Annotated in this window: 23 protein-coding genes and 1 riboswitch; of the genes, 10 read left to right on the forward strand and 13 right to left on the reverse strand. The window is 73.1% G+C overall.

Annotated elements, in window-relative coordinates; genetic code table 11:
- Positions 1–34: 34 nt before the first annotated feature.
- The 3 genes from ABD347_RS23065 to ABD347_RS23075 all read right to left on the reverse strand — a co-directional run bounded on the left by ABD347_RS23065 (position 35) and on the right by ABD347_RS23075 (position 3019).
- Complete coding sequence (locus ABD347_RS23065) at positions 35–1054, reverse strand: hemolysin family protein (RefSeq protein WP_344364453.1); 1020 nt, start codon at positions 1052–1054, stop codon at positions 35–37.
- On the reverse strand, positions 1051–2442 hold the full coding sequence (locus tag ABD347_RS23070; RefSeq protein WP_344364454.1) for a hemolysin family protein: 1392 nt from the start codon (positions 2440–2442) through the stop codon (positions 1051–1053). The genes ABD347_RS23065 and ABD347_RS23070 overlap by 4 nt, the downstream gene beginning before the upstream one ends.
- 151 nt (positions 2443–2593) lie before the next feature.
- A complete protein-coding gene (locus ABD347_RS23075; protein ID WP_344364457.1) occupies positions 2594–3019 on the reverse strand; it encodes a GNAT family N-acetyltransferase in 426 nt (141 codons plus the stop codon).
- A 305-nt stretch (positions 3020–3324) separates the two neighbouring features.
- On the opposite strand from ABD347_RS23075, the gene ABD347_RS23080 reads away from it, so the two are divergent.
- Complete coding sequence (locus tag ABD347_RS23080) at positions 3325–3561, forward strand: antitoxin (RefSeq protein WP_344364460.1); 237 nt, start codon at positions 3325–3327, stop codon at positions 3559–3561.
- Between the two features lie 46 nt (positions 3562–3607).
- A complete protein-coding gene (locus ABD347_RS23085) occupies positions 3608–3979 on the forward strand; it encodes a fic family toxin-antitoxin system, toxin component (protein WP_344364462.1) in 372 nt (123 codons plus the stop codon).
- Between the two features lie 454 nt (positions 3980–4433).
- Here the strand turns inward: ABD347_RS23085 and ABD347_RS23090 are convergent, their stop codons facing one another.
- The 6 genes from ABD347_RS23090 to bioB are packed head-to-tail and all read right to left on the reverse strand — an operon-like array spanning position 4434 to position 9485.
- Complete coding sequence (locus tag ABD347_RS23090; RefSeq protein WP_344364464.1) at positions 4434–5213, reverse strand: SDR family NAD(P)-dependent oxidoreductase; 780 nt, start codon at positions 5211–5213, stop codon at positions 4434–4436.
- 49 nt (positions 5214–5262) lie between these two features.
- Positions 5263–5907, reverse strand: a complete 645-nt coding sequence (locus tag ABD347_RS23095; protein ID WP_344364466.1) for a class I SAM-dependent methyltransferase — start codon at positions 5905–5907, stop codon at positions 5263–5265.
- A 52-nt stretch (positions 5908–5959) separates the two neighbouring features.
- Complete coding sequence (locus ABD347_RS23100; RefSeq protein ID WP_344364468.1) at positions 5960–6304, reverse strand: VOC family protein; 345 nt, start codon at positions 6302–6304, stop codon at positions 5960–5962.
- Positions 6305–6306: 2 nt separating this feature from the next.
- Positions 6307–7026: a dethiobiotin synthase gene (gene bioD, locus ABD347_RS23105; protein WP_344364470.1), complete on the reverse strand. Its 720-nt coding sequence runs from the start codon at positions 7024–7026 to the stop codon at positions 6307–6309.
- A 1-nt stretch (position 7027) separates the two neighbouring features.
- Positions 7028–8317: an adenosylmethionine--8-amino-7-oxononanoate transaminase gene (locus tag ABD347_RS23110; RefSeq protein WP_344364472.1), complete on the reverse strand. Its 1290-nt coding sequence runs from the start codon at positions 8315–8317 to the stop codon at positions 7028–7030.
- Entirely contained in the window at positions 8310–9485 is a 1176-nt protein-coding gene (gene bioB / locus ABD347_RS23115) for a biotin synthase BioB (RefSeq protein WP_344364474.1), read from the reverse strand. Before bioB ends, ABD347_RS23110 begins: the two co-directional genes overlap by 8 nt.
- A 143-nt stretch (positions 9486–9628) precedes the next feature.
- Here bioB and ABD347_RS23120 point away from each other — a divergent pair, with 143 nt between their 5' ends.
- The gene (locus ABD347_RS23120; RefSeq protein ID WP_344364478.1) at positions 9629–10834 is read left to right on the forward strand and encodes an 8-amino-7-oxononanoate synthase; all 1206 of its coding nucleotides are present in this window, start codon (positions 9629–9631) and stop codon (positions 10832–10834) included.
- On the opposite strand, the gene ABD347_RS23125 is transcribed toward ABD347_RS23120, so the two are convergent.
- Complete coding sequence (locus tag ABD347_RS23125; RefSeq protein ID WP_344364481.1) at positions 10809–11012, reverse strand: DUF397 domain-containing protein; 204 nt, start codon at positions 11010–11012, stop codon at positions 10809–10811. The genes ABD347_RS23120 and ABD347_RS23125 overlap by 26 nt on opposite strands.
- Before the next feature lie 16 nt (positions 11013–11028).
- On the reverse strand, positions 11029–11898 hold the full coding sequence (locus ABD347_RS23130) for a helix-turn-helix domain-containing protein (protein ID WP_344364483.1): 870 nt from the start codon (positions 11896–11898) through the stop codon (positions 11029–11031).
- A gap of 229 nt (positions 11899–12127) precedes the next feature.
- Here ABD347_RS23130 and ABD347_RS23135 point away from each other — a divergent pair, with 229 nt between their 5' ends.
- Positions 12128–12559 (forward strand): ATP-binding protein, encoded by a 432-nt coding sequence (locus tag ABD347_RS23135; protein ID WP_344364486.1) that lies wholly within the window; start codon positions 12128–12130, stop codon positions 12557–12559.
- A gap of 26 nt (positions 12560–12585) precedes the next feature.
- Here ABD347_RS23135 and ABD347_RS23140 read toward each other — a convergent pair whose 3' ends face one another.
- Together ABD347_RS23140 and ABD347_RS23145 are read right to left on the reverse strand one after the other, a co-directional pair.
- Entirely contained in the window at positions 12586–13122 is a 537-nt protein-coding gene (locus tag ABD347_RS23140; protein ID WP_344364489.1) for a DUF6328 family protein, read from the reverse strand.
- Between the two features lie 42 nt (positions 13123–13164).
- Positions 13165–13641, reverse strand: coding sequence for a C40 family peptidase (locus ABD347_RS23145; RefSeq protein ID WP_344364491.1), 477 nt, complete (start codon positions 13639–13641; stop codon positions 13165–13167).
- Between the two features lie 4 nt (positions 13642–13645).
- A riboswitch (cyclic di-AMP (ydaO/yuaA leader) is annotated at positions 13646–13818 on the reverse strand.
- Between the two features lie 746 nt (positions 13819–14564).
- Here ABD347_RS23145 and ABD347_RS23150 point away from each other — a divergent pair.
- Genes ABD347_RS23150 through ABD347_RS23175 form a run of 6 tightly spaced genes read left to right on the forward strand, consistent with a single transcriptional unit; the run spans position 14565 to position 19187 of the window.
- Complete coding sequence (locus ABD347_RS23150) at positions 14565–14867, forward strand: urease subunit gamma (protein ID WP_344364493.1); 303 nt, start codon at positions 14565–14567, stop codon at positions 14865–14867.
- 15 nt (positions 14868–14882) lie between these two features.
- On the forward strand, positions 14883–15194 hold the full coding sequence (locus ABD347_RS23155) for an urease subunit beta (protein ID WP_344364496.1): 312 nt from the start codon (positions 14883–14885) through the stop codon (positions 15192–15194).
- Positions 15187–16908: an urease subunit alpha gene (locus tag ABD347_RS23160; protein ID WP_344364499.1), complete on the forward strand. Its 1722-nt coding sequence runs from the start codon at positions 15187–15189 to the stop codon at positions 16906–16908. Before ABD347_RS23155 ends, ABD347_RS23160 begins: the two co-directional genes overlap by 8 nt.
- Positions 16909–16918: 10 nt before the next feature.
- Positions 16919–17581: an urease accessory protein UreF gene (locus tag ABD347_RS23165; protein WP_344364501.1), complete on the forward strand. Its 663-nt coding sequence runs from the start codon at positions 16919–16921 to the stop codon at positions 17579–17581.
- Positions 17582–17622: 41 nt separating this feature from the next.
- Complete coding sequence (gene ureG / locus ABD347_RS23170) at positions 17623–18309, forward strand: urease accessory protein UreG (RefSeq protein ID WP_344364504.1); 687 nt, start codon at positions 17623–17625, stop codon at positions 18307–18309.
- Positions 18306–19187, forward strand: a complete 882-nt coding sequence (locus tag ABD347_RS23175) for an urease accessory protein UreD (RefSeq protein ID WP_344364506.1) — start codon at positions 18306–18308, stop codon at positions 19185–19187. Before ureG ends, ABD347_RS23175 begins: the two co-directional genes overlap by 4 nt.
- The last annotated feature ends 37 nt before the right edge of the window (positions 19188–19224 follow it).

The following is a 19224-nucleotide window of genomic DNA, read 5'->3' on the forward strand; positions in this document are numbered from 1 at the left end:
GCCCCCCCCCGCCCTGGGCAGCCGCGGCCGCCCGCTACGGGGTGGCCGGCCGCCCCACCAGCTCCCGCAGGACGTCCTCCATGGTGACCAGCCCGGCCAGCTTGCCGTCGTCGTCCAGCACGGCCGCCAGGTGCGTACGGCTGCGCCGCATCGCGGTCAGGACGTCGTCCAGCGGCGTGGCCGCGCGAACCCGGGCGATCGGGCGCATCGCCGACACCGGGAACGGCAGATCACGCGGTGTCGCGTCGAGGGCGTCCTTGACGTGCAGGTAGCCGAGGATCCGGCGGGTGGAGTCGACCACCGGGAAGCGGGAGAACCCGGACTCGGCGGCCAGCCCCTCCAGCTCCTCGGGCGTGGTGCCCACCCGGGCGTACACCACCCGCTCGACCGGCATCACCACGTCGCGCACCGGACGGCGGCCCAGCTCCAGGGCGTCGTGGAGCCGCTCGGCCGCCCGGTCGTCCAGGAGGCCCGCGTCACCGGCGTCCCGGACCATCCGCGCCAGCTCGTCGTCCGAGAACGTCGCCGACACCTCGTCCTTCGTCTCCACCCGCATGAGTTTCAGCAGGGTGTTGGCGAAGGCGTTGATCGTGAAGATCACCGGCTTCAGGGCTCGCGCCAGCGCCACCAGCGGCGGGCCCAGCAGCAGCGCCGTGCGCGTCGGTTCCGCCAGGGCGATGTTCTTCGGCACCATCTCACCCAGCAGCATGTGCAGATACGTGGCCAGCGACAGGGCGATCACGAACGAGATCGGGTGCACCAGCCCGTGCGGCACGCCGACCGCGTCGAACACCGGCTCCAGCAGGTGGGCGATGGCCGGCTCGGCGACCACGCCGAGCACCAGGGTGGACAGCGTGATGCCGAGCTGCGCGGCGGCGAGCAGCGCCGAGACGTGCTCAAGGCCCCAGATGACGCTGCGCGCCCGCCGGTTCCCCGCCTCCGCCTCGGGCTCGATCTGGCTGCGGCGCACGGAGATCATGGCGAACTCCGCACCGACGAAGAAGGCGTTGACCACCAGGGTCAGCAGACCGATCAGCAACTGGATCGCGGTCATCGGCCCGTCCCCCCGCCCTTGTGGGCCGCCCGCTCGCCGACGGCCGTCGCGTGCCCGTCACCGTCACCGTCACCGTCCGGCCCGCCCAGTGGGGCGTGCAGCATCACCCTCGCGGCGCGGCGCCCGGAGGCGTCCACCACGTCGAGCAGCCAGCCGTCCACGGCGACGCTGTCGCCGACGGCCGGGATACGGCCCAGTTCGGTCGCGACGAGCCCGGCGAGGGTCTCGTACGGCCCGTCCGGCACGCGCAGGCCGATCGTCTCCAGCTGATCGGTCCGGGCGGCGCCGTCCGCGGACCACAGGGTCCGCCCGTCGGCGTCCTCACCCGCCTTGGCCAGGTCCGGCGTCTCGTGCGGGTCGTGCTCGTCGCGTACCTCGCCGACGACCTCCTCGACGATGTCCTCCAGCGTCACGACACCGGCCGTACCGCCGTACTCGTCTATGACCACGGCCATCGTCGTCTTGCCGGACAACCGGTCCAGCAGCCGGTCCACGGTCAGTGACTCCGGTACGAGCAGCGGCTCCCGGAGGATCTCCGACACCGGCTTACGGTGCCGCTGCCCGGCCGGGACCGTCAGCACGTCCTTGATGTGCGCGATGCCGATGACCGAGTCCAGGCTGTTGCGGTAGACGGGGAAGCGGGACAGGCCGGTCGCGCGGGTCGCGTTGGCGACGTCCTCGGCGGTGGCCTGGGCCTCCAGGGCGGTGACCTGCACGCGCGGCGTCATGACGTTCTCCGCGGTCAGCTCCGCCAGGTTCAGCGTCCGGACGAACAGCTCGGCGGTGTCCGGCTCCAGGGCGCCCGCGCGCGCGGAGTGCCGCGCCAGGGCCACCAGCTCCTGCGGGCTGCGCGCGGAGGCCAGCTCGTCGGCCGGCTCCATGCCGAGCCGGCGCACGAGGCGGTTGGCCGTGTTGTTGAGGTGGCTGATCAGCGGCCTGAACGCGGCGGTGAAGATCCGCTGCGGCGTGGCGACCACCTTGGCGACAGCCAGGGGCGACGAGATGGCCCAGTTCTTCGGCACGAGCTCGCCGACGACCATCAGGAGGACCGTCGACAGCCCCGTACCGATGACCAGCGCCACCGAGGAGGCGACGGACGCCGACACACCGACGTCCTGGAGCGGGCCGCGGATGAGCTTGGCGATGGACGGCTCGGACAGCATGCCGACGATGAGGTTGGTGACGGTGATGCCGAGCTGGGCGCCGGAGAGCTGGAAGGTGAGGGAGCGCACGGCCTTGAGGGCACCGGCCGCTCCGCGTTCACCCCGCTCGACGGCCCGTTCCAGGTCCGAGCGCTCCACGGTCGTCAACGAGAACTCGGCCGCGACGAACGCGCCGCACGCGAGGGAGAGCAGCAGCGCCAGGAGGAGCAGGAGCACTTCGGTCATCGGTTCACCTCCGTTCCATGATCGGCCACGGAGGGGACGGACGCGCGATCTCGGCTACGGCTACTACTGGGAGGCTCGCCCATGGGCGGACGCTCACACCTTCCGATCGAGGGGTATCTGGTTCACTCATGGTAAAGGATCAGCAAAGCGATCAGCTCCGGAGGGGCCTGACCCACCGGCTCCACTCGGGCTGCCGCGCGTAGCCCGCGGCCCGCCAGGCGTGGTGCGCGGGTTCGTTGCGGTCCAGGACCATGGCGTCGGCGCGCCGCCCGCCGAGGAGGACGAACCTCTCCTCGGCGGCCGCGAGCAGTGCCGCGCCGACCCCCCGGCGCCGGTGGCCGGGGTGGACGGCGAGCCGGTACAGGTGACAGCGCCACCCGTCGAAGCCGGCGATGACGGTCCCGGCGAGATCGCCACCCCGCTCCGCGAGGATCAGCGCCCCGGGGTCCCGTGCGACCAGCCGTTCCACCCCGTCCCGGTCGTCGCTGATGCTGGTGCCCTCGGCCGCGACCTTCCAGAAGGCGAGGACGGTGTCGAGGTCGGCCGGTGAGGCGGCCCGTATCCGAAGATCATCCATGCCGCCATCATCGGACACCGGACCGCTCGTCCGCCCGCGTTCGTCCGCCCGCGTTCGTCCGCTTCCCCCATGGTCGGCCGGCATCGCCGGGGGTCCCCGGCCCCGGGGCGGCGGGAGTGGGGGGCCGGTGCCGCGCCGCCGCCCCGGGGCCGTACGCGGCGGAACCGACCCGCGGGGCCGGCCGGCGGCGCCGGGGGCCCGGGGGCTGCGCCCGGCCGGGTGGGGGCTCCACCGGGGGCGGCTCCGCGCGGCGCGGAACCGGTCCACGCTTGCCGGTGCTAGCGCTGCCGCGCTAGCGTGAGGGTGTGGCGAAGACCCAGCTGAACGTACGCGTCGACGAGACCACCGCCGAGGCCGCCCGCCGCCGGGCGCGGCAGCGGGGGGTCAGTGTGAACCGGTACATCGAGGAGCTCGTCCAACAGGACGCGGGCGAGGCGGGCCGCGCCTTCGTGGAGGCCGCGGCCGACTTCATGCGGCGGTACGAGTCCGTCTTCGCGGAGGAGTTCGGCGCCCCGGACCGCGGCACGGCCGGCGAGCGATGACCCGCGCCTCGGAGGCGGACGCGGCACGGGCAGGCGCGCCGCTCGTATGAACCTCTCGATCGACCTCGCGTGGCTCCTCATGGTCGCCGAGCAGCAGACCCCCGGGGACCCCCGCGTCACGGACTGGGGCGCCCTCGTCGCCGCCGTGAGCCGGCACGAAGCGGAGATCTTCGGCGTCCCCGTCTACGGCGACCCGCACGCCCGGGCGGCCGCGCTGCTGCAACTGCTGCTGCACGTGCCCGCGCTGGAGCACTCCAACGCCATGTACGCCTCCGCCGTCGCGTACGGCTACCTCGTCGCCTCCGGGCTCGACGTGGCCACCTCGCCCGAGAGGGTCAGGGATCTGGCCCGGCTGGTGAAGGCGGGGGAGGCGGACGTAGGGGCCATCGCCGCCGAGCTGCGCCGGTGGAGCCGGTGACTCCCCTCGTACGGAGTCGCCGCGAGCCCTCCGTCCGCCCGACGCGTGTCCGCGTTCGTGTTCGCGTTCGTGTTCGCCCCATGCCGCCCACACGGGAGACGCGTACGGAAAGGACCGCGGTCGTGGGGGCGCGCGGACCGGGCGGCGGGGCGGTCGGCGAGGCCGTCGGCCCACGCCGCCGGGCGGGACCTGTTCCTCGGGAGAGTCACAGGCCGTCCGCCGCCGCGTCCGTGTCCTTGTGACGAGCCGGGCCATGGCCCTCAGTCCCGCAGCCGCAGCCGCAGCCGCAGCCCGCACCGCGCCGGTCGGCCGGCTCGGCCGGCGGCCGGAGCCGCAGCGCCGCCGACCCGGTGAGGACGACCAGGGCGGCCGGAGCCGCAGGGGCCGGGTCACCGGGCCGCGCGCGACGGCCGGCGGGTCGGGACGCACCGTGCCGAGGGCCGGACGCACACGGTCAGTGCGCGGACAGACCGCCGTCGACGAACAGGGCGTGCCCCGTGACGTACGCCGAGGCGGCGCTCGCCAGGAACACCGCCGCGCCCGCGAAGTCGTCCGCCAGCCCGTTGCGCCGCACCATCGTGCGCGCTGCCAGCGCCGCGACCGTCTCCGGATCCTCCTGGAGCCGTGCGTTCAGCGGGGTCAGCACGACGCCCGGCACCAGCGTGTTGCAGGTGACGCCGTGCGCCGACCACGCCTCGGCCTGCGAACGGGCCAGCGACTCGAGACCGCCCTTCGACACCCCGTACACCCCACTCCGCACGAACGCCCGGTGCGCCTGCTGCGAGGTGACGTGGATGATCCGGCCGAAGCCACGCTCCGCCATGCCCGGGCCGAAGCGCTCGCCCAGCAGGAAGGGGGCCTCCAGGTTCACCGCCATCGTGGCGTCCCAGACGTCCTCGCCCACCTGGCCCATCGGGGGCCGCAGGTTGATCCCGGCGCTGTTGACGAGGATGTCCGGCTCCCCGTACACCCCGGCCGCCTCCTCCGCGGCCGCCCGCACACCGGCACGGGTGGCGAGGTCGCCGCTCACCCACGCGGCCCGGCACCCGTCGGCCAGCAACTCGTCGACCGTGGCGGCCAGCTCCGCCTCCCGGCGCGCCACGATCACCACGCTCGCCCCGGCCCGGGCGAGAGCCCCCGCGACGGCCCGGCCGATGCCGGAGCTGCCCCCCGTCACCAGGGCGACCCGGCCGTCCAGCGAGAACAGCTGCGAAAGGTACGTCTGCGCACTCATGCCGGCACACTAGTGCGCCCGGGGGCCCGCCTCCGGCCCGGGGGAAGAGTCATGCCGGTCGCCGCGCCACCCCGAGCACGCACGGGGAGGACGGCGCCCCGGGGCCCTTCTCCGGGATCCGCAGCCGGCGGTACGCGACCACCTCGAACCCAGCCGCCTCGATCGCGGCCAGCGGGTCCCGCGCCGTGTGACAGCCACCGAACAGCAGCGGCCACACCGTGCGGTCCAGCGTCCGCTGGACCGTCGCCAGCACCCGTCCCTCGCCCACCCCGTGCTCGAAGAACCGCAGCTCACCGCCCGGCCGCAGCACCCGCCGCAGCTCCCCGAGGGCTCGCGGCAGGTCCCGCACCGTGCAGAGCACCAGCGACGCGACCGCCGCGTCGAAGGCCTCGCTCTTCACCGGCAGCGCCTCCGCCACGCCGGGCACCACGTCCACCGGCACCTCGGCGCGCAGCCCCGCGGCCGCCGCGAGCTGCCGCAGCCGCCGCTCCGGTTCGATCGCGACGACCTCCGACACGGCGCCCGGGTAGTGCGCGAAGTTCAGCCCGTTGCCCGCGCCGACCTCGACGACCCGGCCGGAGAGCCCGGCCAGCAGCTCGCGCCGGTGCGCGGCGACCCCGCCCTTCGCGTCCATGGTGACGCTCATCCGGGCGTAGAACCGGGCGAACAGCGGATGGTGGACGGTGTCCCGCATCGCGGACCTCCGGGGAGAGGTGCCAGGGCCGGATACCGACAGTGTCCCCCCGTCAGCCGCGTACGAAGCAGAACTCGTTGCCCTCGGGGTCCCGCAGCACCTGGAAGTGGCCGTGGTCGTCCGTCACGATGTCGCCGACCCGCAGCGCGCCGAGGCGCACGGCCTCCGCCGCCGCGGCGTTCACGTCTCCCCCTTCGAGGTCCAGGTGGAGCCGGTTCTTGACGGACTTGCCCTCCGGCACGCGCTGGAAGGCGATCCGGACGAAGCCCGGCGGGTCGACGTACGACCAGTCCGGACTGCGGTCCACGGGATCGCCGCCCAGCAGAGTGGCCCAGAAGCGGGCCAGCGCGGCCGGGTCGGCGCAGTCGAACACGATCTCACTGACGGCAGCACGCATGTTCAGCAGCCTATGGCCGCGGCGAACGCCTCCGCATCCCATGTACCGCCCAGCGCCGGGGCGAGCCAGCGCGCCGCCCGCTCCCGGAAGGCGTCCGGCGGCAGCGCCCCCGCGCCCGAGGGCACGGCGCCGAGCAGCGGCGCGCCCGCGACCTCCGGGAGGTCCCTGACGTTGCAGCGCTCGGCGAGGCCCGGCTCGTCCGGCCAGCTGCCCACGACCACGCCGGCCTGCACCAGCCGGCGTGCCCGCAGCGCCTCGGCGGTGAGCGTCACCATGTTCAGCGTGCCCAGCCCGGCGGGCGCCACCACCAGCACCGGGGCGCCCAGCAGCCCGGCCGCGTCGGCGAGCGTGCCGCCCTCCTCGTCGTACCGCACGAGCAGCCCGCCCGCGCCCTCCACCAGCACCAGGTCGTGGTCGGCCGCCAGCTTCCGGGCGGCGTCGGCCACCTCGTCCGGCCCGACCGGAGCCATCCCGGCCCGCCGCGCGGACGTGACCGGCGCCAGCGGTTCGGGGAAGCGCGCCAGCTCGACGGGTCTGACGCCGCCCCCGGCCAGCCGTACGACCTCGTCGGCGTCCCCGCGCTCGCCCGGGGCGACACCGGTCTGCGCGGGCTTCAGCACGGCCACCGACCGTCCCGCGGCCCGCGCCACCGCCGCCAGGGCAGCCGTGACCACGGTCTTGCCGATCTCCGTGCCCGTGCCGCTGACCACCAGTACCGACATCTCAACCCTCCCGCGCCGCCGCGACCACTCCGCGACAGATCCGTGCCACGTCGTCATCACCCGTGACGTACGGCGGCATCACGTACACCAGGTCCCGGAACGGCCGCAGCCAGACGCCCTCGCGGACCGCCGCGGCCGTCGCGGCCGCCATGTCCACCGGACGGTCGAGCTGTACGACGCCGATGGCACCGAGCACCCGCACCTCGCGCACCCCCGGCATCCCGGCGGCCGGGGCCAGACCGTCCCGCAGTCCCGCCTCGATCCGCTTGACCTCCCGCGCCCAGTCCTGGCCGAGGAGCAGGTCGATCGAGGCGCACGCCACGGCCGTGGCGAGCGGGTTGCCCATGAACGTCGGCCCGTGCGCCAGTACCGGTACCTCGCCCCGTGAGATGCCGTCCGCCACGCGCGAGGTGCACAGTGTGGCCGCGAGCGACAGGTAGCCGCCGGTCAGTGCCTTGCCCAGGCACATCACATCCGGCGCCACTCCTGCCTGCTCCGCCGCGAAGAGCGTGCCCGTCCGCCCGAATCCGGTCGCGATCTCGTCGAACACCAGCAGGACGTCGTGCTCGTCGCACGCCTCCCGCAGCACCCGCAGGTACGCCGGGTCGTGGAACCGCATCCCGCCCGCGCCCTGGACCACCGGTTCGACGATCACCGCGGCCAGCTCGTCCGCGTGCCGCCCGATCGCCGACCTCAGCTCCTCGGCGTACGACTCCTCGTACGCGGCCGGCGGCGGGCCCACGAAGACCTGCCGCGGCAGCGCCCCGGACCACAGCTCGTGCATGCCGCCCTCGGGATCGCACACCGACATCGGCTGCCAGGTGTCACCGTGGTAGCCACCGCGCCAGGTCAGCAGTCGCCGCTTGGCCGGGCGGCCGACGGACCGCCAGTACTGCAGGCACATCTTGATGGACACCTCGACGGCGACCGAGCCCGAGTCACTGAGGAAGACGTGCCGCAGCGGTTCCGGCGTGATCTCCACCAGCCGGGCGGCCAGGCGCACGGCGGGCTCATGGGTGAGACCGCCGAACATCACATGGCTCATCCGGTCGAGCTGGCCGCGCGCCGCCTCGTTGAGCACCGGGTGGTTGTAGCCGTGGACGGCCGACCACCACGACGACATGCCGTCGACCAGCTCGTCCTGCCCGTGCGCCGGTGCGGCGAGCCGCAGCCGGACCCCGGCGGCGGACTCCACGACGAGCGGGTCCGTACGACCCGGCATGGGGCCGTACGGGTGCCACACATGGGCCCGGTCGAGGGCGATCAGCTCGGCGGCACCGCCCTCACGCATTGGGCGCGAGGTCGGTGCCGGCGCCCCGGCGCCGCACGGCGACCAGGTCGGTACGGGCCTGGTCGGTACGGGCCTGGTCGGCCGTCGAGGCGGGGGCGGGCTCGTCCGTACCGCACACCGAGCCGGAGCCGCAGCCGCCGCCGGTGCCGCAGGAGGCGGCGTCCGCGCGGTGCTCGGGCAGCGTGGTGGTGTCCGTGCCCTCCACCTCGAAGCCGGCGTCCGCGATCATGTCCAGGTCCGCCTTGCCGGCCTGGCCCTCACTGGTGAGGTAGTCGCCCAGGAAGATCGAGTTGGCCAGGTGCAGGGCCAGCGGCTGGAGCGAGCGCAGGTGCACCTCGCGGCCGCCGGCCAGCCGGACCTCCACGTCCGGGCAGACGAACCGGACCATCGCCAGGATGCGCAGCGCCCGCTGCGGGGTGAGGTTCCACTCCTTGGCCAGCGGCGTGCCCTCGAAGGGGATCAGGAAGTTCACCGGTACCGAGTCCGGGTCCAGCTCGCGCAGTGCGAAGACGACGTCGACCAGGTCCTCGTCGCTCTCGCCCATGCCCGCGATCAGCCCGGAGCAGGCGGACAGGCCGGCCGCGTGCGCCTTCTGCACCGTGTCGACCCGGTCCGCGTAGGTGTGCGTGGTCGTGATCTCCCCGTACGTCCCCTCGGACGTGTTGAGGTTGTGGTTGTACGCGTCCGCCCCCGCCGACCGCAGCCGCTCCGCCTGGCCGTCCGAGAGCAGCCCGAGGCAGGCACAGACCTCGACGCCCTCGTTCTTCTCCTTGATGGCCTCGATGGTCTTCGAGACCCGGTCGACGTCCCGGTCCGTCGGCCCGCGCCCGCTGGCCACCAGACAGACCCGCTTGGCGCCGCCCGCGACACCGGCGGCGGCCGCCTTCGACGCCTCCTCCGGCTTCAGCCAGGTGTACTTGAGGATCTCCGCCTTGGAGCCGAGCCGCTGCGAGCAGTACGAGCAGTCCTCGGGACACAGCCCGGACTTCAGGTTGACCAGGTAGTTGAGCTTCACCCGCCGTCCGAACCACTGACGGCGTACCTTCCCGGCCGCGGCCACCACGTCCAGCAGCTCGTCGTCCGAGGTCGCCAGCACGGCGAGCGCTTCTTCGCGGGTCGGCAGCTCGCGCCGAAGCCCCTTGTCCACCAGCGTGTTCAGCAGGTCCATGACGCTGATCCTGGCCTACGGCACGGCTCGGGGCCAAGGAGGAACTCCACAGGAGAGCCGGTTTCGAGTGTGTGTATAACCACACTCCGGGCGCGCCCGACCACTATTAGGGTCTGTTCGCTGTCTACAAAAGGGAACCGGACATGCCTCAGGCTCCGCTCGACCGGCCGCTCGCCCCGCCCCTCGGCTCGCCCTTCGACTGGATCGACACCGAGGCGCGCCGCCGCGCGGACGCCGGCCTCGTCCGTACGCTCCGCCCCCGGCCGGCCGTGCCGGACCTGCTGGACCTGGCGAGCAACGACTACCTCGGCCTCACCCGCCACCCGGACATCACCGCCGCGGCCGCCGGCGCCGCCCGCCGCTGGGGCGCGGGTGCCACCGGCTCGCGGCTGGTGACCGGCACCACCGAGCTGCACACGGAGCTGGAGCGGGAGCTGGCCGCGTTCTGCGGTTTCGAGGCGGCGCTGGTGTTCTCCTCCGGGTACGCGGCCAACCTCGCCGCCCTGACCGCGCTGAGCGCGCGGGGCTCGCTGATCGTCTCGGACGCGGGCAACCACGCCTCCATCGTGGACGGCTGCCGGCTGTCGCGCGCCGAGACGGCCGTCGTCCCGCACGCCGACCCCGACGGGGTCGCCAAGACGCTCGGTGCCCACCCCGGACGGCGGGCGCTCGCCGTCACGGACTCGGTCTTCTCCGTCGACGGTGACGCGGCCCCGCTGACCGGTCTCGCGGCGGCGTGCCGGGCTCACGGCGCGGCGCTGGTGGTCGACGACGCGCACGGCCTCGGCGTGCTGGGGGAGGGCGGGCGCGGCGCGCTGCACGCGGCGGGGCTCGCGGGCGACCCCGACGTGATCGCCACGCTCACCCTCTCCAAGTCGCTGGGCAGCCAGGGCGGAGCGGTCCTCGGGCCCGCCCGGGTGATCGACCACCTGGTCAACGCCGCCCGGACGTTCATCTTCGACACGGGTCTCGCCCCGGCCGCCGCGGGCGCGGCACTGGCGGGCCTGCGACTGCTGCGCGGCGACCCGGGGCTGGCCGGCCGGGCGCGCGCGGTGGCGGCCACCCTGCACGCGCGGCTGACCGCCGCGGGTCTGACCGCCGTGCGGCCGGACGCCGCCGTCGTCTCCGTACGGGCCCCTTCACCGGAGGAGGCGGTGAAGTGGGCGGCCGACTGCCGGGCCGAAGGGCTCGCGGTGGGGTGTTTCCGGCCGCCGTCGGTACCGGACGGCATCTCGCGCCTCCGGCTCACCGCCCGAGCCGACCTGACGGAGAGTCAGGTGGAGTGGGCGGTCGCCACGATCCTCCGTACGGCGCCGGTGCCGGTCAGCCGACCTCCTTCAAGGAGGTGACGAAGGAGGTCCAGGCCGTCGTCGAGAAGCGCAGCGGCGGCCTGGCGGTGTCCTTCGAGTCGCGTACGGCGAGCTGTGCGGTGTCGAGGCGGGCGGCCTCGACGCAGTTGTTCATGCCCACGCTGCGGCTGCTGCGCCGCCAGTGGGGGAGGTCGTGGTGTGCGGGGTGAGCCGACATGGGGGGTGCCCTCTCCCTACGCGCCGTCACCGATCCCGGCGATGAGGTCCGATGTGTCCCCGGGCGACAGGGCGTGCTCCTGCATGGTGCGGAAGGCGGCCCCGTACGCCTCGAGGTCTTCCGTGCGTTCCAGATAGAGGCTACTCGTCAAGTGGTCAAGAGCAACCACATCCAGATCGGAAATGTTCGGAAAGGAGAAGATAACGAAAGGCCCGGAGAGACCGACGTACTCGCCCAGGGTGAACGGCAGCACCTGAAGCCGCACATGGGGCAACCGCGACCACTCCAGCAACTGCCGTAACTGCTGTTTCATCACCCCCGCCCCGCCCACCCGCCGCCGCAGCACCGCCTCGTCGAGCACCGCCTCCAGCCGCAGCGGAGGATCGGCGCGCAGCACCTCCTGCCGCGCGATCCGCACCCGCACCAACGAATCGACCGTCGCCGCCGGCACCCCGCCCAGCGCCGCCCGCGTCACCGCACGCGCGTACTCCGCCGTCTGCAAAAGGCCCGGCACCACCGACGTCTCCAGGGTGCGGGCCGTGCACGCCTGCGCCTCCAGGCTGATGAAGTCCTGGTACGGAGGCGGCAGCACCCCCCGGTACGCATGCCACCACCCCGCTCCGCCGCCGTCCGCCACCGCTCCCGCCAGCGCCTCCGGCACGGCCCGTAGCCGGGGGTCGCGGACGCCGTAGGCGTCGAGCAGCCGCGCCACGTCCGCGCCCGTCACCCCGCTCGTACCCGTCTCGATCCGGCTCATCTTCGACTGGTGCCAGCCCGCCAGCCGCGCCGCCTCACGGCTGGTGAGGCCCGCCGCGAGGCGCAGCGCGCGCAACTCCTCGCCGAGCTTGCGCCGACGCACCGCCGGACCGTGCCGAGTGCCTCGCATGACCGCCTCCTGCCGCCGTCGGACCAACCCACCAGTTTGCCGCCCAAATCCGTTCTCGCGTAGCAGAGTTCACCGCTTCGAGCGACAGATATATGCAGATCTTGGTGGATCGCCCTCATCGGGGACGACATAAGTGGCACTCTGGCGCGAAGCGCATTCCGAGGCCGTCCTCACAAAACATCCGGTACGTGTCGGAGTCCGGCCCCGGTGGGAAAGGGACGGCGTCGCCATGGCAGACCATCAGGAAGCATCCGTCACTCTGCCGAGCGACCCCGTCTCGGTATCCGCCGCCAGAAGATACGTGGCGGACGTCCTCACGGAATGGGGCCTCCCCGACGACGCGGAAACGGCCGACACGGTCCGGCTGATCGTCTCGGAGCTCGCCACCAACGCCGTCCAGCACACCTTCGGCCTGTCACCGACCTTCACCGTGGACGTACGGCTGGAGCGCGACGAGCGGCTGCGCATCGGTGTCACCGACAGTCATCCGCGCTGGCCGCGGCGGCTGCCCGCGGCCGTGCAGCAGGACAACGGCCGCGGCATGGTCATCATCCGCTGGCTCGCGGCGGAGTGCGGCGGCCGTCTCTCGGTCACCCCCACCCCGGAGGGGGGAAAGACCGTCTGGATCGCCCTCCCCTGGACGGTCCCGGTCCAGACCTGACCGCCCCGCCCTGGCCGTGGCCGGCGTCACCGGCGGGGGCCGCGGCGCCCCGGGCGTGTCCCCGCCGGCTGCTCCGGGGACCGGGCGCCGAGCCGGCGCCGCACGAGGTAGGGGAGGACCCCCCACAGGCCGGCGCAGACGAGCAGGGTGAAAGTGCCCGCCGCGAGGCCCTCCGGGCGGCCGTGCACCACGTCGACGACCAGCGACACGGACGAGGTGAGGGCCAGGGCCAGGACGCCGAGCCCGATCCTCGCCAGCCGGGACGACACGGAGACGATGCGGGCCTTGGCGCCCTGCTGGAAGAGCGCGCGGTGCAGGGCGGCGGGGGCGGTCAGCAGGACGGCCGCCACCATCGAGAGCAGCAGCGTCACGACGTACAGGCCCCGCTGGTAGGAGTCGAGCGACTCGAAGCGGGACGTGAACGCCAGCGTCAGCAGGAAGGCGAACAAGATCTGGACGCCGGTCTGTGTGACGCGCAGTTCCTGGAGCAGCTCGCCGAAGTTGCGGTCGGCACGCTCCAGGGGCGTCTCGTTGCGCGCGGTGCGGGGGCTCTCGCCGGACACTCACCCCGAGTACCCCCCGCACCACCGCTCATGCCCGGAGGCTCAGCGGACGCGCCCGTACCAGACCGACTTCGACCAGATCTTGTCCAGCTTCACCACCGAACCCGACTTCGGTGAGTGCCAGATCTTGTTGTTACCCGCGTAGATTCCGACGTGGTAGACGTTGCTCCCCCGGTGGAAGAACACGAGGTCGCCTTTCTGCCGGCCGGAGGCGGAGATGTGGCGCGTCTTGTTGTACTGCTGCTGGGCCGTGCGCGGCAGCGTCTTCCCGGCCTTCTTGTACGAGTACAGGGTGAGGCCGGAGCAGTCGAAGCGGGAGGGACCCGCCGCTCCGTACTTGTACGGTGCACCCTTCTTGGACGCGGCGATGTTCAGTGCCTTGGTGCCGTGTGCCGGCGCGGCCTGTGCCTCGGACACGGCGCCGGGCGCCAGCATCTGGCCGCCGACGGCGGCGAGGGCGAGTGCTGAGACGGCACCGGCCCGGGAGAGCAGAGACGGGACATGAATCTGCGCGGTCATGGCGCAACCCTTCGTCAGCCGCCTGTGAAGGATGACCTGTCGGGTTCGGGCTGGCGAAGTTGCCCGGCCGCTCGCGCGGCTTCACCCCAAGGGCGACCGATGGGACGTACATCGTTCGGTCACCCGCACTGCTCGGGTCCTCCACTCCTGCCGATCCACTCCTGTCGACCAGTCATCCGGACGGCGGCAGGACTCGGCGTCCGCCCGGACCGCCCCGCCGCGGCGGCGGGGGCTTGTCGTCGTCAGGGATCTTGACCCATGCCGGGGTGAAATTCCGAGTCGAAACGGCCTTTTGTGAGGCTCCTCACGACTGATCCATTCGGGTGGACAGAGTCTGTTTGGTCCCCCGCCGCGTGACGCCGACGATCCCCGTACCAGCGGCGGAACCTGACATTCCGCCAGATGTGTACAGTCGGTGCGCAACTCGCGTCGTACGAAATTCGTCCGGTTGCGTACGCTGAACGAGGCATCGCTCGTCGTACTCCTGAGCCCATCCGGGGGAGGGCCCGGTCGGTCCCGCACCTCGGTTCTGAGGCGCCGTCACGCGTCCCGCGCGCCGTTCACCGCAACGGCCCGGAACGCCCGCGCGAGCGCGTGGGCGTGCGCACCGCTCCCGCCGCGCTCGTCCGTCGAGGCCAGGGCGTCGCGGAGCGCCGTCGCGCGCCCCGCGAGGGCCCGCACCCGGTGCGGGGCGCCGTGGGCGGGGTCCCGTGGGCTCGGGGGCCCGGGGCGGGGCCGCGGAGCCCGCGTTCCCGGATGTCCATGGGCGGGCAAAGGCGCAGTTAACCTCCCGGAAAAACTCTGTCCCGAGATGGAAATATCTCTGGGTGACACTCGTTCCCGCAGGTCAACAGAGTGTTGAAGCCGGATAGGGTCCCCGCTGCGCCCGGGACCACATCGGGCGGGAGACCGTGAGGTGAAACGTGCAACTGACCCCCCACGAGCAGGAACGACTGCTCGTCCATGTCGCCGCCGACGTGGCGGAGAAGCGCAGGGCACGCGGCGTGAGGCTCAACCACCCCGAGGCCGTCGCCCTCATCACCTCCCACATCCTGGAGGGGGCCCGCGACGGCCGTACCGTCGCCGAGCTCATGGCGTCCGGCCGCAAGGTGCTCAGTCGCGACGACGTCATGGACGGCATCCCCGAGATGATCCACGACGTCCAGGTCGAGGCCACCTTCCCCGACGGCACCAAGCTCGTCACCGTCCACGACCCGATCCTCTGACGGGGGACGCCGCCGATGATCCCCGGAGAGATCCTGTACGCGGACGAGCCCGTCCCCTTCAACGAAGGGCGCCCCGTCACCCTCCTCACCGTCCTCAACGCCGCCGACCGGCCCGTCCAGGTCGGCTCGCACTACCACTTCGCGGAGGCCAACCCCGGCCTCGACTTCGACCGTCCGGCCGCGCGCGGCCTGCGGCTCAACATCGCCGCCGGTACCGCCGTACGCTTCGAGCCCGGCATCCCCGTCGACATCGAACTCGTACCGCTCGCCGGGCTGCGCGTCGTCCCCGGCCTGCGCGGAGAGACCGGAGGCCCTCTCGATGGCTGAACTGCCCCGACCCGTGTACGCCGACCTCTTCGGCCCCACCACCGGCGACCGCATCCGGCTCGCCGACACCGACCTGCTCGTCGAGATCGAGGAGGACCGCTCCGGCGGACCCGGACGCTCGGGCGACGAGGCGGTGTTCGGTGGCGGCAAGGTGATCCGCGAGTCCATGGGCCAGTCCCGCGCCACCCGCGCCGAAGGCGCTCCCGACACCGTCGTCACCGGCGCCGTCATCATCGACCACTGGGGCGTCGTCAAGGCCGACATCGGCATCCGCGACGGCCGCATCACCGGAATCGGCAAGGCCGGCAACCCCGACACCATGGACGGCGTCCACCCGGACCTGGTCATCGGCCCGGAGACCGAGGTCATCGCCGGCAACGGCAAGATCGTCACCGCCGGTGCCGTCGACGCGCACATCCACTTCATCTCGCCCACCGTCGTCGAGCAGGCGCTCACCTCCGGCATCACCACCCTCGTCGGCGGGGGCACCGGACCCGCCGAAGGCACCAAGGCCACCACCGTCACCCCCGGCCCCTGGCACCTCGCCCGGATGTTCCAGGCACTGGAGACGTACCCCGTCAACATCGGCCTGCTCGGCAAGGGCAACACCGTCTCGCAGGAGGCCATGCGCTCCCAACTGCGGGGCGGCGCCCTGGGATTCAAGATCCACGAGGACTGGGGAGCGACCCCCGCCGCCATCGACGCCTGCCTGCGCGTCTGCGAGGAGACCGGCGCCCAGCTCGCCATCCACACCGACACCCTCAACGAGGCCGGGTTCGTCGGCGACACCCTCGCCGCCATCGCGGGCCGCACCATCCACGCGTACCACACCGAGGGCGCGGGCGGCGGTCACGCCCCCGACATCATCACGGTCGTCTCCGAGCCGTACGTGCTGCCCAGCTCCACCAACCCCACCCGCCCGCACACCGTCAACACCCTCGACGAACACCTCGACATGCTCATGGTGTGCCACCACCTCAACCCGGCCGTCCCCGAGGACCTGGCCTTCGCCGAGTCCCGCATCCGCCCCTCCACCATCGCGGCCGAGGACATCCTCCACGACCTGGGCGCCATCTCGATCATCTCCTCCGACTCCCAGGCCATGGGACGCGTCGGCGAGGTGATTCTGCGGACCTGGCAGACCGCACACGTCATGAAGCGGCGCCGGGGCGCGCTGCCGGGCGACGGCCGCGCCGACAACCACCGCGCCCGCCGCTATGTCGCGAAGTACACGATCAACCCGGCCGTCGCCCAGGGCCTCGACCGTGAGATCGGCTCCGTCGAACCCGGAAAGCTCGCCGACCTCGTCCTGTGGGAGCCGGCGTTCTTCGGCGTCAAGCCGCAGACCGTGATCAAAGGCGGCCAGATCGCGTACGCGCAGATGGGCGACGCCAACGCCTCCATCCCCACCCCCCAGCCGGTCATGCCCCGCCCCATGTTCGGCGCACTCGGCCGAGCGGCGGCGGCCGGCTCGTTCAACTTCGTCACCCCGACCGCACTCGACGACGGCCTGCCCGAACGGCTCGGACTGGACAAGGAGTTCCGGGCCATCACCAGCACGCGGGGCGTCACCAAGGCCGACATGCGCGAGAACGACGCCCTGCCGCGCGTCGAGGTGGACGCCGACACCTTCACGGTGACGATCGACGGCGAACCGGTCGAACCGGCACCCGCCGCCGAACTTCCCATGGCCCAGCGCTACTTCCTCTTCTGATGAGTACGCCATGACCCGTGCCGCTCTTCTCGTCCTCGCCGACGGCCGCTTCCCCGCCGGTGGCCACGCCCACTCCGGCGGCGTCGAGCCGGCCGTCAGAGCGGGACGTGTCCGGGACGCCCGCGACCTTGAGGCCTTCTGCCGGGGCCGCCTGCACACCAGCGGGCTCACCTCCGCCGGCCTCGCCGCCGCGGCGGCCCTCGGCCACGACCCCGCCGCGCTCGACGAGGCCGCCGACGCCCGCACCCCGTCGCCCGCGCTGCGCGCCACCGCCCGCAAGCTCGGCCGTCAGATGCTGCGGGCCGCCCGCGCCACCTGGCCCGGACCCGAACTCGACGCCCTCGCCCGGGCCTTCCCCCGCGGGGCGCACCAGCCGGTGGTCCTCGGGCTGGCCGCCCGGGCGGCGGGCCTCGGCCCGCAGGACGCCGCGCACTGCGTGGCGTACGAGACGGTCGGCGGCCCCGCCACGGCGGCCGTCCGTCTGCTGAGCCTCGACCCCTTCCAGGCCGCCGCCGTCCTCGCCCGCCTCGCGCCCGAGATGGACCGGGTGGCCGAGCGGGCCGCGCGGGCCGCCCGCGACGGGATCGACGCGCTGCCCGCGGCGTCCGCGCCGCTGCTCGACATCACCGCCGAGCAGCACGCGACCTGGCCCGTACGCCTCTTCGCCTCCTGAAGACCCGTATGCCTCCCCGTCTCCCGAAGACAAGGACAACCATGCACCTCGACCACGACCACGACGGCCCCGCCGCCGTCAGCGCCGACGCCCACCGCCCCGACGGCACCCGCCGTGCCCTGCGCGTCGGCCTCGGCGGGCCCGTCGGCTCCGGCAAGACCGCCACCGTCGCCGCCCTCTGCCGGGAACTGCGCGACCAGCTCTCCATCGCGGTCGTCACCAACGACATCTACACCCGGGAGGACGCCGAGTTCCTGCTGCGCAACGCGGTCCTGCCGCCCGAACGCATCCAGGCCGTGGAGACCGGCGCCTGCCCGCACACCGCGATCCGCGACGACATCTCCGCCAACCTCGAAGCCGTCGAGGACCTCGAGGAGGAGGTCGGGCCGCTCGACCTCATCCTCGTCGAGTCCGGCGGCGACAACCTCACCGCCACCTTCTCCAAAGGCCTCGTCGACGCCCAGATCTTCGTCATCGACGTGGCGGGCGGGGACGACATCCCGCGCAAGGGCGGCCCCGGCGTCACCACCGCCGACCTGCTCGTCATCAACAAGACCGACCTCGCCCCCTACGTCGGCTCCGACCTGGAACGGATGGCCCGCGACGCCAAGGAACAGCGCGGCGACCTGCCCGTCGCGTTCACCTCCCTCACCGGTGAACAAGGCGTCGGGCCGGTCGCCGGATGGGTACGCGCACAGCTCGCCGCCTGGACAGCGGGCCCCGCATGACCCTCACAGCCCAAGAAGACCTGTCAGTCACGCAGCGCACTGCTCCAGGCGTCCAGGCCACCGCCCGCATCACGGCCGCCACCACAGGCGGCATCACCACCCTGCCCATCCTCGACGGCGACGGTCCCTTCGAACTGCGGCGCCTGCGCTCACGCGGCACCGAGGCACGGGTGTGTGTCGTCGGTGCCATGAGCGCCCCCCTTGGCGGCGACCGGCTGCGCATCGAGGCCACCGCCCAGCAGGGAGCGGTACTGCACCTCACCTCCGCGGCCGCGACCCTCGCCCTGCGAGGCCCGACCCCCGAGCACGCCACCTACGACGTACACCTGACCGTCGGAGAACACGCGGAACTCCGCTGGCTGCCCAAGCCGCTGATCTGCGCGGCCGGCAGCAACCTGCGCCAGACCTGGACCATCGACCTCGCCCCCAGCGCACGGCTCGTACTCCGTGAAGAACAGATTCTGGGGCGCACGGGGGAACCCTCCGGTCACGTGGCCACACGGCTCACCCTCCGACGCGGTGGACGCACTCTGCTCGACCAGCAAGCCGCATACGGCCCGGGCGCACCGGCCTGGGACGGCCCGGCAGTCCTCGCCGACCACCGCGCGACCGGGCAGATCCTCATCGTCGACCCGGCCTACGAGAAAGAGCCCCTCGAAGCCCGGCTCCTCGACACCGCGCCGGAGGACGGCCTGGCCGTGCTGACTCCTCTGGCGGGACCCGCCACGCTGGTCACCGCTGTCGCCCCGGACGGCCTCCGCCTGCGCCACCTCCTCGACACAGCCCAGGCCATGTCCCGCAGCCCGAGGTCGGTCGGCGATGCATACCCGGACAGGCGCCGGCCACGACCCGGACACCCTGGCTCTCCTGCGAGCTGACTCGCTCGCCTCTGCAGGGAGGCGGCCGTCCCCCCCC

Source organism: Streptomyces gobitricini, from assembly GCF_039532985.1.
GTDB lineage: Bacteria > Actinomycetota > Actinomycetes > Streptomycetales > Streptomycetaceae > Streptomyces > Streptomyces gobitricini.